We start from the raw sequence: 16805 nt of genomic DNA on the forward strand, positions 1-16805 counted from the left end.
TGGTCATATGGAAAGTGGAGGATCAACGATGACCAGCATAATGCTTGACGCCCAGCAAATTCAGAACGCCCCGGCTCCCGTTCGCCTCTGGCTTGAGCAGCAGATATTGGCGGCTCTCGGTCCAAGGCTGGCACCCGGAGCGTCGTCGCCTCGCCTGGCTGCTTGCACAGAAGCCCAGGCAGCGAACCTTCTCAATCGAATTAGACAGGTGCCATTTGCTGTCGAAGTGTTCTTCGGGCTCGCCCATCCCGAGATCTCCTTCGGCGAGCCGCCGGTCGTGACGTTCCGTCTCCTCGAGCTTCAGCGTCGTGCTGGTTTGGAGAACATCACCAAGCTCCTCGAATGCCTCGACCTCATCAACCGGGCGTTCGCCGAGATGTGTGACGATCCTGCCGCGCGGTTCTGTGATTTTGATGCCGCCGGGCACTGCTCGATTCTGCCAGCTACCCAGAACAGTATCGCTGCATTGTGGAAGGCACTCATTGCGGCGGAGCGGCCTGGCGCGCTGCCAATAACCGCAGCCGAATAGTGCGGGCCGGCACGAGATGAACCCGAAAGGGCCCTGCTGCAGGAGGAAGTTGGCCGGCCGACTGTCGTCATCCATTGTCATTATGACGTGGATGTTCCTACTGTGGCCCGGGCAGGTGCGAGCAGGAGAAATCCGGGATGTGCAAACACTTGCGCCTCTGGTCGGGAAGATCATCCAAAGTGTCGTCGGCATAAGAGCCACTACGGAGACAGCGGCGGTTTCCCGGTCGATCGACACGGGGCCCGGGCTTCCCAATAGTCCGTCCCCCACAACGAAGGATGTGTATGGTGCGGGCGTCATCATCAAGGCGGAGTCCGGATTGATCGTGACGAGCAATCATGTGGTCAGCGGCGCCAAGATACTCTCGGTCCGATTGTCGGACGGGCGCCAGCTTGATGCCAGGTTCGTGGTGGCCGACGAGCGATATGACCTGGCGATGCTGAGAATTTCGGCGTCGGGCCTGACCGCAGCCCGCATCGGTCGATCGATCGACGCAGAGCCCGGGGATTTCGTCATTGCGGTCGGCGGCTCTTCGGGACTCACTCAAAGCATTAGCTTCGGCATCGTCAGCGCTCTGCATCGCTCGTGGCCTGGCATCCCTTGCCAGGATCTCATTCAGACCGACGCCTTGCTGGATCGCGGCAGTGCAGGCGGGCCGCTGTTCAATCTGCGGGGCGAAGTGATCGGCATTGTTGCCGCTAGCACCGGCGAGACCGAATCCGAGCGTGCCCTTGCGATTCCCTCGGATGCCATCGATCGCCTGTTCATTAGGATGAACTAGGTGTTCAGCGCGATCGTGGATCGATTTGATGCCGTTTGATCCGCTGACTGATTGGTGGCCGCGCTGCGATCGCCACCAAGAGATCAGTAGGCCATAATCGGCGTTTCCAGCAGGTGATCGTTCACTGCAACGACACCGGGGATTGCCTCCGCGGCAATCCGGATCGCCGCGCGCTCGGCGGCGGATTGCGCATATCCCCACAGGTCGACGACGCCGTTCTGTACGGTCGCGGTCAGATTGAAGGTGTGTGCCCATGGTTGCTCGCGAAGCTCGCCGAGTAATTTCTTCCTGATAGCAGAATCGGTGGGTGATATCTCCAGCTTCGGCCGGGCGCTCGCGACGGCCTGGAGCAGGTTGGCCCGGCTGACGATGCCGAGGAGGTGGCCGGCTTCATCGACGATGGGGACACGCTTGATGCCATGTTTCTCGAGCAGCATCGCAATTTCATGCAGAGGTGTCTCCGGCGCCGCGGTCACGACCTTACGGGTCATGATGTCCGCGATCTTGACAGCATGGGACTTCACGTAGTCGGACGCCATTTGCGCGTCTCCGACCAGAAGCCGCAGCCACCACGAATACGGGCGCTCGGTGCCCGCTTCAGTCCGATGCATCAAGTCGCCTTCCGTGACGATTCCAACGAGTTCGCTGTCCTTGCCCACAACGGGAACGGCGCTGATGCGGTGTTGGAGCAGCAGGGAAGCAACCCGCTGCACCGTTGCGTTGGAGTCCACCGTGATGACGGGTGACACCATGACGTCGCGCGCTTGCATGATCGTGCTCTCCGTAGACGGGAAGGTGTCACATCCTGCGGGATCTCGCGCAGGGGTGATTTGACCCCGATCAATCGGTCTGGAGTTCCCTGGCCCTAGAGAGGACTCCTTGAAGCGGAGGATCGAGATGGCGGGAATTCCAAAGAACGCGCTCGTGTTTGTCGGAGACGGGCGCAAGGCGCTGTTGCTCCGCAACGAAGGCGACAATCGGTTCCCCAACCTGAAGGCGGAGGCTGTCTTCGAAGATCAGAACCCGCCAACGCATGTGCAAGGCACGGACCGTCCGGGACACTTCATAAAGGGGATCGTCTCCGGTCGGCGGGGAGCCGTCGAACCGACGAACTGGCACGAGCTCGAGGAGTATCGGTTCACAAGGCGGGTTGCGCGGGCCGCGGAGGAGATTGTCCGGAGCGGAAAGACGACGGCGCTTGTCGTCGTCGCTCCGCCGCGCACGCTGGCGCAGCTTCGGGCGGCGCTGCATCCTGATGTAAAGCGTCACATCATTGCGGAGATTCCCAAGGATCTGACCAAGCTTCCTGTCGGCGAAATCGAAAAGCACATTGTGGAAGCGCTTGCGTCGCCCATACGATAGGCACTGTGCGGGCCGAATGGTCCCGCAGCGAAAACCAGCGGCTACAAAAGCTGCACGGCGTGTTGATCCAGATCAGCCTGGCCTTCTATTTTTGATCGATGCTGGCAGACCATTGCGTACACCAAGCTCTGAGGAGTTTTTGCCATGTTGGCTTTGGATGTCATGCGCACGTCATTCGCGACGATCAAACCGGGCGCGCCATTGCTCGACGCCGTTCGTCTATTGCTGGAAACTGGCCAGCGCGGCTTGCCCGTGCTCGATGGCTCAGGGGCGCTGATCGGTGTTATCTCCGAGGGCGACTTCCTTCACCGTCGCGAACTCGGCGTGCATTGGCCAGAGGGCTTCTGGCTCGAGTGGCTGCTGAGCAGAGAGGAGGGGCGGCTGGTCCGTGAGCGGACCCGGGCCCTCAGCGTCGACGCTGTGATGAGCCGCAAGCCCGTTTGCGTCGACGAACGCGCGACCGTGGACGAGATCGTCGCCGAAATGGACAATCATCAGATATCGCAGGTCATGGTTCTCCGGGATACGCGGGTCGTTGGCATCGTTGGCCGCGTGCAGCTGATCATCGCGCTTGAGCGAATACTCGCGCGATCCGAGGGCGACTGACGCGAAAGCCGCGGCGGCCAATTGTGGAGCGTGCGAGCGATACGGGCCCATTCGTCAGAATCTTTTCTCATCCCGTCCCTGAGCCACACTCAGGCCGATCGACGCGAAACATCGCAATTCGGATCAATTCAGATCAAGCAGGCTTCCCCGTGATCCGCTTTAATGCGACTACGCAGGGTTGCTGCGCACCCCACCCGACCTCGAAGCTGTCAGCTTGCCCCAAGCTGGCAGCTTTCTTGGGAATGAAGCCCGTTCGAGCCGGCTAGGACCGCCCGGGCGCTGGGGATCGCATCGATGGATGCAAGACGGCCTGCGAATTTGCGCGGAGCCATCGCCTGCCAAGGATCAATTGGACAGCGAGGGCCGTGACGCCATTGACCAGTAGCGCATAGCGCACGCCTATGTAGTCGACACATATTCCGGTCAAGAGGCAGCCAAACGAAAGACCCCCGCGCATCGCCAGCATGTACAGGCTTATTGTCCTGCCGCGCAGGCGGACCGGCGCTGCGGCATTGAGGAGCGCATTGGCCGCCGTATTGCTGATCGACATGCAAAAGCCGGCCACGACCAGCAGAAGGGGAAGCACGGAGGTCCATGGGTTCGCGGCTGCGACAGCAGTCATCGCACCGTAGGCGGCGGCAAAGGCGATGCTCAGCTGACGCTTGTCGCGACCGGGCTCGACCCCGAGCATCACGACCGCTCCGAGCAGCCCTCCGAGTCCGAATGCGCCAATAGCGAGGCTGAACTGGGTGGAATCGCCGTGCAAGATCTCCTTCACCAGGACCGGGCAGAAGACGATCAGCGGCCCGCACAAGGTGCTCGTGATCAGAACGGTGGTCAATGCGCCACGCATGTAATCCGAGGCGATGATCCTGCGTAAACCGAGAAGGAGCTGGTGACGGTCCAGTGAGCGGTCGGGGCCGAGGTTGGCCGAACCGGCCGGCAGAACCCAGATCGCGACCGCGATGAAAGGCAAATACGACACGGCGTTCGCAACGAAACAGCTGATAGCGCCGACGCTTGCGATCAACAATCCACCGAGCGCCGGGCCCGCTATCCGCGAAAGATTGAACTGCGTCGCGTTCAACGCAATGGCGCTGCCAATCTGGTCCTGTTTGACGAGTGAAGGCGCGATCGTCTGGAAAGAGGGCATGGACAAGGCGTCAGTGACGCCAACGATGAACGAAAGGACGATCACCATCCACGGTTCGACGAGCTGTGTCAGCATGAGCACTACCAGCGCGACCGGGCACATCATCTGGATAGCCTGGAATTTTGCGACGACCCAGCGACGGTCGGCCTTGTCGGCGAGCATGCCACCCGCCACGATCAGCAAGAAAGCCGGCGCCGACTGCACGAAGCTGTCCAATCCGATCACGAATGAGGAGGCGCCCAGGCTGAGCAGCAACCATGGTTCGGCAATCTGTTGCGACCACGTTCCGATGTTGGACAGCAACGTGGCGGCAAAGTACGTGCCGAAGCGAGGCGCTCGCAAAAGCCGAAGCGATTGCCGGAACGTTTCGACATGGGTGGGCATAGCGAGCTTAAATGGCATGGTCTCCCGCCGACGCATCGCACGAAACTGCCGGATTCGATATAATCCAGACCCGCGCGCGCCTGGGGTGCACCGAGATATTAGTTCAAAATAGGACCACCACGGCGCAGACCATTGATCTGGCTCAATGTGCGCCTCGCCGACGTCCTCTGCGCCGCTCATTCGAAGGCGAAGTTGAGAATGGTCGCGACTGCCGAAAGATGCTTATCAATCGTCGCCTATGAATTGACCCTGCTCAAGGCGTCCGTGCCGATAATCCCGGATGCTCGGTAATGCCCCTCGAATGCTGATGAGGCCTTGCCATGAATGACCGAGTGAAGTTGCCTGCCGTCGAACAGCCCACGAAGCACGGGGCGGATGTCGGTTGCGAAAAGCCAGGCGACCGCCGCTGGCTTCTGGATGCGTTGGAAGACGACGAGGTTCGTGAGGCCCTGAAGCATAGTGAGGCCAAGCCTCTCCAAGATGAACGCAGGTCGGCGCATGACTGATGAGGACGGCCTGCGATCGACCCGTCCGAGCTCGATCCCGAAGCCGGCCAACCGTGCCGACAAGGCCTCGGCACTCCCGAGTGAGCAGCCCAAGGGCGTCGAGGGGGACACTCGCGCGCCTGGCGCTCTGCGCAGCATCCTGCAATCGTCAAGCTATCAAGAGGCGGATCAGGACGAAAATTTCCTGCAGAGCGAAGCCACACGCGGCATTCGCCTCCAACTTGATTTCCTCAAGGCCGAAACCTTGCTCCGAGAGCATCAGATTGCTCATACGATCGTCGTCTTTGGCAGCACTCGCATTTGCGAGGCGCCGGCGGCGCGCCGGGCCGTCGCCTCGATAGCTGATACGCTGGCACTGAATCCCGACGACGACGGTTTGCAGCGCCGCCTCAAGGCGGCGCGGCGTATTGCGGCGAACAGCAAATACTACAGAATCGCGCGCGAGTTCGGGCAGATCGTCGGTGCCGCAAGCGAGAAGGCCGTCGGCGGCCGCCTCATGATCATGACCGGTGGCGGCCCAGGCATCATGGAAGCGGCCAACAGGGGTGCGCACGACGTGGGGGCCCAGTCGATCGGACTGAACATCTCCCTTCCGAAGGAGCAGGACCCTAACCCATATGTCACGCCCGAGCTGTGCTTCAGGTTTCACTATTTTGCGATGCGAAAATTGCATCTCCTGATGCGCGCGCGGGCGCTGGTGGCATTCCCGGGTGGCTTTGGCACGATGGATGAGCTGTTCGAAGTGCTGTCGTTGGCGCAAACCCGAAAGATTGCGCCGGTGCCGGTCGTGCTGGTTGGCGGGTCGTATTGGCGTCGCGCGTTTGACCCGGACTTCCTTGTCGAGGAGGGTGTCATCGATCCGGAAGACAGGGACCTGTTTTGGTTTGCAGAGTCCGCCGAGGAAGCCTGGCGAGGCATTCTGCGGTGGTACGAGGCGGCCGGCCGGCCGCTTCTTCCGATCGGAGACGATGCCTCACGGGGCAGGTCGATCAGTCAAGAGGTCGAATCGTGAAGTTATCCTTTCATGGCGCCGATCGAGCGGTGACCGGGTCCTGTCACCTGGTCGAGTGCCTGAACCGACGCATTCTGATCGATTGCGGTCTTTTTCAGGGAAGCCGCGACCAGGTAGAAGAGAACGTCGCCGCCTTCGGGTTCGATCCCGCGACCATCGACTATGTTCTGCTGACCCATGCTCATCTCGATCACTGCGGCAGGATTCCATTGCTCGCCAAGCCAGGGTTCAAGGGTGAGGTGATCACGACTGCGGCCAGTCGTGAATTGACCCGCCTCGTGCTGGTCGATGCCGCGCATCTTCAGGAGGAAGACGCGCAGCGGAGGGCCCGCCAGTGGCGCAGGCGTGGGGAAGAGGATACGTTGTCGCCGCTCTACACGGTCGTCGATGCGCTCAATTGCTTCGACCGGTTTGGAAGGACGGCTGAATATGGACAGCCGCTGCAACTCGCGGAGGGACTTCGCGCGACCTTCTTCGATGCCGGCCATATCCTGGGCTCCGCGAGCATCCTGATCGAGGCTGCCGAGCACGGCAGCACGCGTTCGGTCCTGTTCTCGGGTGATCTCGGCAACGCCGGTCGCCCGCTGCTGCGTCCTCCGAGTCCGCCCGCTCGAGCCGACATTGTCGTCATGGAATCGACGTATGGAGACAGGTGCCATCGATCGCTGAAGGACTCCATCGAGGAGCTTTACGGTGCGATCGGCAGCACGCTGGCACGCGGCGGCAACGTCATCATCCCGACCTTCGCGCTCGAGCGCGCCCAGGAGATCCTCTATGTGCTGCGCCAGGGGGTGGAGCGCAGCAGATTGCCTCCGGCCATGCAAATCTTCCTGGACTCGCCGATGGCGATTTCGGCGACCGAGATATTCAAGCGGCATTCCGAATGTCTCAGCTCGGAGGCCGCTTCCATGTTTCGTGAAGGGGGGGATCCATTGCACCCGGCAAACCTGCGTCTGGTCCGCGAGAGTGCCGATTCGGTTGCCATCAACAGGATAACCGGCGGTGCCGTCATCATGGCCGGGTCCGGGATGTGCACCGGCGGCAGAATTCGCCATCATCTTCGGCATAATATCTGGCGCAAGGAATCGGCGGTCGTATTCGTCGGATACGCCGCCTCGGGAACGATTGCGCGGCAGATCATCGATGGGGCCAAGTCCGTGCGGCTGTTCGGCGAAGACATTGCGGTTCGCAGCACGATTTACACGATCAACGGATTTTCAGCTCATGCGGACCAGCAGGAGCTGCTCGCATGGCGACGCGCGATCGAGGGATGCGAGGCAACGTTCCTGGTTCATGGCGAAGAGCCCGCAATGCAGGCGCTCGCCGCGCATTTCGAGGGACAGCGGGTTGAGCTGCCGCGTCTGGGCGACGTGTTTGATTTGTAGGCGGCCTGCGAAGGCGAGCCGGACGATCCGGTCGTTTCAGCTCGAAGCCTTCATGTCCTCGGGTGATTCGAGATAGAAGCCGGTATAGGTGTCCACGAAGCAGAGGTGATCATGCACCTCCTTGACGCCGGCGGTGCTCTCCGCGGCCACGATGGTTGCTTCGCGCCCATGGTCACTGGTGACGATGCCATACAGATGGACAACGCCGTTGCGGACGGTCACCTCGAACCCGATAGGGCGCCAGCTCACGGCGTCGATCTCCCGGAGGATGCGATCGCGGATATGATCGTCGTCCGCGGTCGGATCCGGAATCTCGTGCGCCAGACTGGCCACGGCCTGGAGCAGATTTGACCGGGTCACGATGCCGACAAGGTCCTTGCCGCGCATCACGGGCAAGCGCTTGATGTCCTTTTTCTCCATCAAGTGCACCAGTTCTTCGAGCGGCGTTTGTTCTTCGACCGTGACCGGATCTAGTGTCATCACGTCCTCGATCTTGCGACCGCGCTCGTGGACGAAGTCCGCGGCTGCGCGGCCAGGTCCGACCAGGAACTGGAGAAAGGCCGAACGCTTGCGCCCGGTTCCGATTTCGCGGCGGCGCATAAAGTCGCTTTCCGAGACGATTCCCGTCAGCTTGCCGTTGTCGACGACCGGCAGACCGCTGATATGGTTCTGAAGCATAATGTTGGCAGCATCCTCGATCGAGGTCCGAGGCGTAACGGTGACGACATTCCTGGTCATGATCTGGTGGGCGCGCATGAATGCCTCCAATGAGCCTGGCGGGCCAAAATAGGGGCTTTTCGGCTCCCTCCTTTGACCTGGCTCAACCGGCTGCAACGGCGTTCGCCACGATCCGATTCCGTCCGTCAGGAGGAGCTCGATGTTACCGCAGAGCGAAAGCGCAGCAGCGAGAGGAACAAGAACAGCGCCCCGATGCCCGCCACGGCGACGAACTGCGGCCAGACCACGTCCAGGCCCGCACCGCGGTAGAGTATCGACTGGGCGAACGAGACGAAGTGGGTCGAAGGCGAAGCCTGCATGGCTGTGGCCAGGAACGGGGGCATGCTTTCGAGCGGCGTGGCGCTGCCCGACAGCAGGTTCATCGGAAGTGCCACCAGCATGTAGAGCAGTCCCAGTTGGGGCATCGAACGCGCGACCGTTCCAAGAAACAGCCCGATAGCGGTTGCAAAGAAGAGGTAAAGAACTGTGCCGAGCAGGAAGAGGGGGATGGAGCCGTTGATCGGTATCTGCAGAAGCATGCGGACGACCAGATACAACGACAGTCCCACGGCAACGGCGATGACGAGACCGTTCGCCCATATCTTGGACATGGCGATCTCGAATGGACTCAGCGGCATGACCAGGAGATGATCCATGGTGCCGTGTTCACGCTCCCGCACGAGCGCTGCGCCTGCAAGGATGATCGCAAGCATGGTGACGTTGTTGATGATGCCCATCACGCTGGTGAACCAGGAGGTCGTGACATTCGGATTGAACGCGATGCGGACCACCAGGTTGACGGGAGACAGCGATGTATCCTGCTCTTTCGACACGAAATTCGCGATCTCGGTGCTGATGATCTGCTGGGCATAGCCGGCGCCCAATCCGGCCTGAACCATGGCAGTTGCGTCGACGTTGACCTGCAGGCCGGGCCGTCGGCCGGCCAGCACATCGCGCTCGAAGTTCGGCGGGATGTCCAGTGCGAAAGTAAAACGACCCTTGTTCATCAGGGGCTCGATCTCGGATTGCGAGATCGAGACGGGCGGCTTGAAATAGGGCAGCAGGAACGCGTGCGCGATCCGCCGCGATAACTCCGAATGATCTTCGTCAGCGATCGCGACCGAGGCGTGGTAGAGTTCCTGGGAATTGCTATGCGCCTGGCTGATCACGGTAAGCGAGAACGAATAGACCACGAAGCCGAGCAGCACGAAGTCGCTAAAGAAGCTGCGCAGTTCCTTGGTGCCGAGCCAGAAGATGTTGGACAGCGAGCGCATGGTTCAGCGCTCCTGCTTCCGAAGGCAGAACAGGCTCGCCATGGTAAGCGTTGGAATGAACAGGGCGAGCGCCAGCATGCTTATCCAAAGATCGGAGAATCCAAGCCCCTTGGTGAAGGTGCCGACGCTGATCGGGTGGAAATAGGTCATCGGGAAGCACAGGCCCATGATTTGCGCCAAGCCGGACAGCGACGAAACAGGCACTCTCATGCCCGAAAACTCGCTGGCAGGCAGCGTGGTAAGGATCGCGGTACCGAACAGGGCGGCAATCTGGGTCTTGCAGAAAGTCGAGATGAACATCCCGTAGCTTGTGGTGGTGAACACGTAGATCACTGTCCCGGCCACGAGCGCGAGCAGGCTGCCCTTCAGCGGCACCCCGAACAGAAACAGTGCCATCAGAAGCATGATCACGAAATTGACCAGCGCCACGGCAACATAGGGAAGCTGCTTGCCGAGCAGGAATTCCAGTCGCGTCACTGGAGTCACATAGAGGTTTGTGATCGAGCCGAGCTCCTTTTCTCGCACCACGGCGAGCGCCATCAAGATGGCCGGAAATAGCGCCAGCATCATCGCGATCGTCGACGGCACCATGGCATAGACGCTGTCGAAGTCCTGATTGTATTTGAAGCGCACTTCGATATCGGCGGGCGTGGGAGCTGCGGGCTGCGTCGTCTTCACCATGGGGTCGGTGAGATAAAGCTGGTGCATACCTTGCAGGTAACCGCGGATCGTCTCCGCTCGAAATGGCATGGCGCCGTCGACCCACGCCGAGACCCATGCCGGTCGCCCGCGCTTGATATCCATTCCAAAGCTGGGCGGAATTTCGATGCTGACCCGAATGTCGCCGTTCTTCATCCGCTTCTCGAGCCCGGCATAGTCGGTCAAAGGTGCCCTCTCGACAAAATACGGCGAGCCTCTCAGCTCTTCGAGGTAGGCACGGCTCTCCGGCGTCTGATCGCGGTCGAGCGCGGCGAACGTCAAATTGTTGACGTCGGTCGAGATGCCAAGGCCGAACACCACCATCAGGAATGCGGTGCCGAACAGCGCGAACGTCATTCGGATCGGGTCGCGGAGCAGTTCCAGGCCTTCGCGAATGGTATAGGCGAACAGCCGGCGCGAGCTGAACAGGGTACTCGCGGGCTTCTTCCGCTCCACCGGAGCATGATCGCGCGGCAGCGCCCTCAAGCCAGGCGCAGCGCGGACCGCGGCCGCGTTCTCGAGGAAGCCGATGAACGCATCCTCAAGGCTGTTCGTGTTCTGTTGTCTGATCAGTCCCTCGGGGGTATCCGTCGCCAGCACGCGCCCGTCATGCATCAGCGACAGCCGGTCGCAGCGAGCGGCCTCATTCATGAAATGCGTCGACACGAAGATGGTCATTCCCTGATTGCGCGACAGATCGATCAGCAGGCGCCAGAACTGGTCCCGCGCGACCGGATCAACGCCTGAGGTCGGCTCGTCGAGAATGAGGAGTTCGGGTTGATGGACGATGGCGACGGCGAGCGACAATCGCTGGCGGATCCCGAGCGGCAGCGACGATGCGAGACTGTCGAGGTGATCGGCGAGGTCGCACGCGTCCACCAGCTCCGTGATCCGGCTTTCCGCGAATGCACGCGGCAAGTTGAACAGCCTGGCATGCAGGGAAAGGTTCTGCCGAATCGTGAGCTCGCCGTAGAGGGAAAAGGACTGCGACATGTAGCCGACGTGCCGCCGCGCCTCGAGGTCCCCGGCCTGCAGGCTCCCGCCGAAGATGAGCGCCTCGCCTTCAGTGGGCGGGATGAGGCCCGTCAGCATCTTCATTGTGGTGGTCTTGCCTGAACCGTTCGAGCCGACAAAGCCGAATATCTCGCCTCGTCTGATCGAAAAGCTGACCCGGTCGACCGCGGTGAAATTACCGAAGCGGCAGGTCAGGTCCCTGGCGATGATAACGGGCGTACTGTCTGGTTCGAGCGCTGGCTGTCCAGCAGGCTCGGGGCGCCTGGCACGCGGCTGCTCGGGCAGCAGTGAGACAAAGGCGTCCTCAATCGAGGAGGTTCCGGTCTGGCGCTTCAGGTCGGACGGCGATCCGACCGCCAGCACAGAGCCCGCATTCATGGCGATCAGCCAGTCGAAGCGCTCTGCCTCTTCCATATAGGCCGTGGCCACGAGCACGCTCATGGTCGACGAGCTGCGTGTCCTCAGGCGATCGATCAGGTTCCAGAACTGGCGACGCGATAGGGGGTCAACGCCCGTCGTCGGTTCATCCAGGATCAGCAAATCGGGATCGTGGATCAGTGCGCAGCAGAGCCCGAGCTTCTGCCGCATGCCGCCAGACAGCTTCCCAGCCGGGCGGCCGGCAAAATCGGCGAGCGCCGTGCTCTCCAACAGCTCGTCAATCCGCCAATCGCGTTCGTCCCGCGACTGCCCGAACAGCCTCGCGAAGAATTCGATGTTCTCGCGTACACTGAGATCGGGATAGAGGTTCTTGCCGAGTCCCTGGGGCATATAAGCTATGCGTGGGCAAACCCGCGCGCGTGCCCGTGCGTCCGATACGTCCGCCTCCAGGACGGTTGCGCGGCCCCGCTGAATCTCGCGCGCGCCGGCCAGGATTGCGAGCAGCGACGATTTGCCGACGCCGTCCGGACCGATCAGTCCAACGATACACCCCGAGGGAATTTCGAGCGAAACGTTATCAAGCGCGGTCACCTTGCCGTAGCGGTGCGAGACGCTGGCAACGACCGCGACCGGACGCCTGACGGCGCTCATGGCGAACCTTGCAGATTTTTCGGCCAGGCTGCCGTCTGGTCCCAACGGATATACGCCAGGCCTGGCAGCCCGCTTCGGATGGCATCGATGTGTGCGCGCAGTCGCTCTTCGTCGATGCGGGCCCGTATCCTGAACATCAACTTGTCGCGTTCGGTTTGGGTCTCGACTGTCTTTGGCGTAAACTGTGCCTGGCTTGCGACGAAGGAGACTTTCGCAGGGATTGGATGATCGGGATAGGCCTCGAGCACGATGCGTGCATCCGCCCCGATCTTGACCTTGCCGGCTTGCTGCGTCGGCAAGTAGATGTCCATGTAGACATTGGTGAAGTCCAGCATGGTGAAGACCTTGCCGCCCGCCGGCAGGACCTCGCCGAGGTTCGCGAGCCGGTACTGGATGCGGCCGGTCTTCGGGGCGACCAGCGTATTGTCAGCGATCTGCACCCGGAAGTAGCCGGCATCATGCTCGACAGCATCAAGCGCGTGCTGTGTCTGCGATATTCTCTCCTGCGCGACGTTCAGCCCGGCGATGGCCGCATCGAGCGCTTGCCGGCGCTGGTCGACGATCTCCTGCGTGGTCCAGCCGTGCTCAAGCAGGTTGCTGGCGCGGTCCATCTCCTGCTGGGCCAGAAGCTTCTGCGTCTGTTGTTGCGCGAGATTGGCCCGGGCTTCGTCTACGGCGTGCTGCGCCTGGCGGCCCTGTGCTTCGGACTTCGAGAGCGACTGCTGCAAATCGCGCGTATCCATTCGCGCAACCACCTGCCCCGGCTTGACCATGTCGCCGATATCGGCAAACAGTTCCGAGACCCTGCCGGCATATTTGGTGGCGATATCGATTTCTTCCGCCTCGATACGCCCGTTGCCCAGGCTGATGCCGGCCGGCAGCGGAGGGTGCGTGAGGGCCCACCAATAATATCCGCCGCCACCGCCGATCAGCAGGACCGCAAGGAGCGGAATGGCAAGGGTCCATCTGCGACGCTTGACTTCTGGCGGCCGTACGGTCGAGGGCAGTGTCGTGCGATTGACTACGGTCACCGCATTCGGCTCCGGATGCCCGGCCGGCTGCGCCTTGTCCAGAACGCGGTCTTCCTGGTTGCTCATGATCTCGCCGCCTCCCTTAGTGCGACATCGGGATCGACACGGACAACCGTATCGACGTAAGCTTCGTTGGATCGTGCGAATGAAACAAACGCGTCGATTGCGGCGCGTGGCGATCGTTTTGTCGAGCCAGATGATTCCTGAACATGATCGGCCTCATTGTCCTCATCAGACAATGACGAATAGGCACGCGCGACCAAGGCGCTCGATGCAGTTGCACTGAGCATCGTCCTATTGACGTTGAGCGCGGCGCAATGCCTGCAGTGTCAGTACCCTCAGCCGCTTCGTCGCACTGCTCTCCGACACGTAAATGGCAACTGAAAGCGACGTGAACAGGAAAACCATCAAAAGGGCTTTTACCGTTTCACTGGTCATGCGAGAGCCTCCGGATGCTCGATGGCCGGAAGTTGAGCGCAATCGCAGCGGCATGTTGTTGCTCTGGATCAACAAAGCGACAACCGATGCGTTTGATGCAGTCGACCGCGAGGCGTGCAACGTCGCGTTCGGGCTTCTTGACACGGATCAATCCTGGACAAGCGAGACGGTGGCAAAAAGAACCATGAGCGAGCTTGGGAGGGCGTGATGTTCTTGTACCTGCCGATTGTGATGCTGGCTGCGCTGCCCCCGACGACTGTGGCAGGCGTGATCCCAAAATTCGATATCGCGCGCGAATGCCGGTCTGAAGGCGGACCGAACGTATCTCTCGAGCGATGCGCAAGAGACGAGGAGCAGGCGCGGTCGCAGCTACAGTCCCAGTGGACGCAATTCGTGACCGCCGACAGGCGGACCTGCGCGCGCGCGACAACCGCCGACGGTAGCGGTAGCTACGTCGAGCTGCTGATATGTCTGGAATTGGCGCGTGACGCCAAGGCCAGCCGCTAGCAGCATCAACCAAGAATACACACTCACAGGTCGAGCATTGTGACGTCTGGCGTCGGCTCAAGTCGGGATCGGGGCTCGCGATGCGACAGTGGTGGACATTGACCTTGGTCGCGATCAGCGCGTGCTGCGGCGGCTTTCTTCACGCGCAATCGGATCTGGTATCTCGTGGCCGGGATTTCGCGGAACTTGTATGCAGCGCATGTCACGTCGTCTCCGAAGACAGGCAGACACCGATCCTGCGCGACCCGGGTCCATCTTTCGTGCAGATCGCCGGGCGGGCATCCACGACCGACGGCGGTCTGCGTGCCTATCTTGATACTAAGCATCCGGATATGGGGCCGTCCGGGCGCATGCCGAATCCACGCTTGGCGGATTATCAGATTGATGAGGTCGTCGCCTATATCCTCAGCCTGCGTGATCATTCCTGATCGTGGCGCGTAACGATGGTCGGAGGACCGTAGGAGATGAGCGAAAGAGTCAACGACGCGGAAGCGGGTCTGACGGCTGGTTTGGAAACGTTGTTTCGTGGGTCGTGCCGCTCATCCTCCTCTATGGATTCTGGTTGATCAGAACGCAGACAAATGGCTCGCCGGCGAATGCCAAGGCCGTGGAGAACGATGATGCCGGAAGCGATCGACGGGATCGCGGCGTATCTGGCGCGCCCGGACCGAGCCGCCTTTAGTGAGCCTGTTTCTCCTCGAGCTCCTGATCTTCAGGAGATTTCAGATAGTAGCCCGAGAAACTATCACCCCAGCAGAGGTGATCATGCACCTCAAGGACTCCGGGAACGTTCTCGGCCGCGACGATTGCAGCCTTGCGAAATCTGCTTTCGGTAATCACGCCGCTCAAGTGGACGATGCCGTCTCTGACGATGACGGTGAGTCCTAGCGGGCACCAGGCGTTCCGCTCGATCTCGTCCAGAATGCGCCGCCGGATCTGGTCGTCGTTCTCCGTCGGAGCGGGTACATCGCGTGCAAGGCTCGCCACCGTTCGCAGCAAGTTGCTGCGGGTGATGATGCCGACAAGCGTGCCGCCGCGAACCACCGGCAGCCGCTTGACGTTGTTCTTCTCCATCAGTTCGACGACCGTTGTCAGCGGTGCATCCTCGGCCACGGTGACCGGCGCGCGTGTCATAATCTCCGATACCTTGCGTCCATGCTCGAATACGTAGTCCTCGGCCCATTTTCCTGGTCCAAGGACGAAGGTCGCCAACCAGTTGCGCTTCCTTTCGGTGCCGATCTCGCTGCGGTGAAGGAAATCGCCTTCGGTGATAATGCCGACGAGTGTGCCGTCACGATCGACCACGGGAAGCCCGCTGACACGGTGCTTAAGCATGATGTTTGCCGCGTCGAGGATGGTGCTGTCCGACGTTGTCGAAAGCACCTTACGGGCCATGATCTGGTGCGCATACATCCGAATATCTCCCATTATTCTGGAACTGAGTATGCTTAGTGCCAGACGCGTGGGACGTGTTGATCTGACGCAAGCGGCAAACTGCGCGCGGTTTGATCTGGCGCAATGTCACGCCCGATCGCTGCGTTACAAAGTACGGGTTCTTGCAGGCCGAACACGCACGTCCTTCAGAGAGGCCGGATCGTGTCGCCGGGCTGCATTGGATGAGGGCGGCGTTCGCCGGTGCATCCCCGTCGGTGGAGCCGCCCTTCCCTTGGATAGTTCCAATATAGAAGACTGAGGGTCGCATGCAAAAGGACTATGCCGACATCTGCAAGCAAATCTCCAGCAATCTGGGCCAGCTGCGCAAGGGCATTCCTGAAACCATGCGCGCGTTCTCGGCCATGGCGCAGGCGGCAACCAGAAATGGCGCGCTTGATGCACGGACAAAGGAATTAATCGCGCTTGCATTGGGCGTTGCCGCTCATTGCGACGGCTGCATCGGCTTCCACGCCGAGACCCTGGTCAAGCTTGGGGTCGGCCGCAAGGAGGTCGAGGAGGCGCTCGCGATGGCGGTCTACATGGGCGGTGGACCGTCCTTGATGTACGCCGCTGACGCGCTCGGGGCTTACGACCAGTTTCAGGAGCGCGCGGTGGTTACCGAGCCGGCGATGGATTGATCCGATCGACGCCGCGCGCCGCGAGGCGGTTGGCGAACTACCGGAAGGGACCGGAGCTGTCGTGCTTCGATAGCTGGGAGATTTGTATGATGTGCTCTGGATATGCCAAGCAGCCGCCGTCGCAGCAACACGGGACCGAAGCGCAGCCCCCACGTCAGGCGGCGAAGAATGCCGCTGAGGTCGCGCAGAAGAAGCCGCGTGCCGGAAAGCCTCAGGACGACGCTTCATACTGGGCGTCCCGCGCCGAGCGGACGAAGCGCCAGGCTGCACGACACCAGGACCAGGCAACTCGCGATCACTTCATGA

17 protein-coding genes are annotated in these 16805 nt (G+C 61.2%); 10 read left to right on the forward strand and 7 right to left on the reverse strand.

From position 1 onward, the window contains the following. Nucleotides 1-28: 28 nt before the first annotated feature. Together HAP47_RS03030 and HAP47_RS03035 are read left to right on the forward strand one after the other, a co-directional pair. On the forward strand, nt 29-529 hold the full coding sequence (locus HAP47_RS03030) for a hypothetical protein (protein ID WP_173639500.1): 501 nt from the start codon (nt 29-31) through the stop codon (nt 527-529). A 325-nt stretch (nt 530-854) separates the two neighbouring features. Then, a complete protein-coding gene (locus HAP47_RS03035; protein ID WP_231169053.1) occupies nt 855-1310 on the forward strand; it encodes a S1C family serine protease in 456 nt (151 codons plus the stop codon). An 83-nt stretch (nt 1311-1393) separates the two neighbouring features. Here HAP47_RS03035 and HAP47_RS03040 read toward each other — a convergent pair whose 3' ends face one another. Beyond that, nucleotides 1394-2080: a CBS domain-containing protein gene (locus HAP47_RS03040; protein WP_231168726.1), complete on the reverse strand. Its 687-nt coding sequence runs from the start codon at nt 2078-2080 to the stop codon at nt 1394-1396. A gap of 127 nt (nt 2081-2207) precedes the next feature. Here HAP47_RS03040 and HAP47_RS03045 point away from each other — a divergent pair, with 127 nt between their 5' ends. Both HAP47_RS03045 and HAP47_RS03050 read left to right on the forward strand, forming a co-directional pair. Continuing rightward, entirely contained in the window at nt 2208-2672 is a 465-nt protein-coding gene (locus HAP47_RS03045) for a host attachment protein (protein WP_173639499.1), read from the forward strand. Between the two features lie 144 nt (nt 2673-2816). Next, nucleotides 2817-3278 (forward strand): CBS domain-containing protein, encoded by a 462-nt coding sequence (locus HAP47_RS03050; RefSeq protein WP_173639498.1) that lies wholly within the window; start codon nt 2817-2819, stop codon nt 3276-3278. Nucleotides 3279-3540: 262 nt separating this feature from the next. On the opposite strand, the gene HAP47_RS03055 is transcribed toward HAP47_RS03050, so the two are convergent. After that, nucleotides 3541-4815: an MFS transporter gene (locus HAP47_RS03055; RefSeq protein ID WP_173639497.1), complete on the reverse strand. Its 1275-nt coding sequence runs from the start codon at nt 4813-4815 to the stop codon at nt 3541-3543. A gap of 498 nt (nt 4816-5313) precedes the next feature. Here HAP47_RS03055 and HAP47_RS03060 point away from each other — a divergent pair, with 498 nt between their 5' ends. Both HAP47_RS03060 and HAP47_RS03065 read left to right on the forward strand, forming a co-directional pair. After that, nucleotides 5314-6333: an LOG family protein gene (locus HAP47_RS03060; protein WP_231168727.1), complete on the forward strand. Its 1020-nt coding sequence runs from the start codon at nt 5314-5316 to the stop codon at nt 6331-6333. After that, the gene (locus HAP47_RS03065) at nt 6330-7718 is read left to right on the forward strand and encodes an MBL fold metallo-hydrolase RNA specificity domain-containing protein (RefSeq protein WP_173639496.1); all 1389 of its coding nucleotides are present in this window, start codon (nt 6330-6332) and stop codon (nt 7716-7718) included. The genes HAP47_RS03060 and HAP47_RS03065 overlap by 4 nt, the downstream gene beginning before the upstream one ends. Nucleotides 7719-7754: 36 nt before the next feature. On the opposite strand, the gene HAP47_RS03070 is transcribed toward HAP47_RS03065, so the two are convergent. The 4 genes from HAP47_RS03070 to HAP47_RS03085 all read right to left on the reverse strand — a co-directional run bounded on the left by HAP47_RS03070 (nt 7755) and on the right by HAP47_RS03085 (nt 13548). Next, nucleotides 7755-8474, reverse strand: coding sequence for a CBS domain-containing protein (locus HAP47_RS03070; protein WP_173639495.1), 720 nt, complete (start codon nt 8472-8474; stop codon nt 7755-7757). 107 nt (nt 8475-8581) lie between these two features. After that, the gene (locus HAP47_RS03075) at nt 8582-9709 is read right to left on the reverse strand and encodes an ABC transporter permease (RefSeq protein WP_173639494.1); all 1128 of its coding nucleotides are present in this window, start codon (nt 9707-9709) and stop codon (nt 8582-8584) included. A gap of 3 nt (nt 9710-9712) precedes the next feature. Next, on the reverse strand, nt 9713-12451 hold the full coding sequence (gene rbbA, locus HAP47_RS03080) for a ribosome-associated ATPase/putative transporter RbbA (protein ID WP_173639493.1): 2739 nt from the start codon (nt 12449-12451) through the stop codon (nt 9713-9715). Then, nucleotides 12448-13548, reverse strand: a complete 1101-nt coding sequence (locus HAP47_RS03085) for an HlyD family secretion protein (protein WP_173639492.1) — start codon at nt 13546-13548, stop codon at nt 12448-12450. Before HAP47_RS03085 ends, rbbA begins: the two co-directional genes overlap by 4 nt. 307 nt (nt 13549-13855) lie before the next feature. Between HAP47_RS03085 and HAP47_RS03090 the strand changes: the two genes are divergently transcribed. The 3 genes from HAP47_RS03090 (at nt 13856) to HAP47_RS03100 (ending at nt 14855) form a co-directional block, all read left to right on the forward strand. Continuing rightward, nucleotides 13856-14128 (forward strand): hypothetical protein, encoded by a 273-nt coding sequence (locus tag HAP47_RS03090; RefSeq protein WP_173639491.1) that lies wholly within the window; start codon nt 13856-13858, stop codon nt 14126-14128. After that, nucleotides 14128-14427: a hypothetical protein gene (locus tag HAP47_RS03095; RefSeq protein ID WP_173639490.1), complete on the forward strand. Its 300-nt coding sequence runs from the start codon at nt 14128-14130 to the stop codon at nt 14425-14427. The genes HAP47_RS03090 and HAP47_RS03095 overlap by 1 nt, the downstream gene beginning before the upstream one ends. Nucleotides 14428-14531: 104 nt before the next feature. Further along, complete coding sequence (locus HAP47_RS03100; RefSeq protein ID WP_173639489.1) at nt 14532-14855, forward strand: c-type cytochrome; 324 nt, start codon at nt 14532-14534, stop codon at nt 14853-14855. A gap of 250 nt (nt 14856-15105) precedes the next feature. Here HAP47_RS03100 and HAP47_RS03105 read toward each other — a convergent pair whose 3' ends face one another. Further along, a complete protein-coding gene (locus tag HAP47_RS03105; RefSeq protein ID WP_173639488.1) occupies nt 15106-15840 on the reverse strand; it encodes a CBS domain-containing protein in 735 nt (244 codons plus the stop codon). A gap of 287 nt (nt 15841-16127) precedes the next feature. Between HAP47_RS03105 and HAP47_RS03110 the strand changes: the two genes are divergently transcribed. Then, entirely contained in the window at nt 16128-16499 is a 372-nt protein-coding gene (locus HAP47_RS03110; protein ID WP_173639487.1) for a carboxymuconolactone decarboxylase family protein, read from the forward strand. Nucleotides 16500-16805: the final 306 nt, after the last annotated feature.

The organism is Bradyrhizobium sp. 41S5, assembly GCF_011516665.3.
In the GTDB taxonomy this organism is placed as follows: domain Bacteria; phylum Pseudomonadota; class Alphaproteobacteria; order Rhizobiales; family Xanthobacteraceae; genus Bradyrhizobium; species Bradyrhizobium quebecense.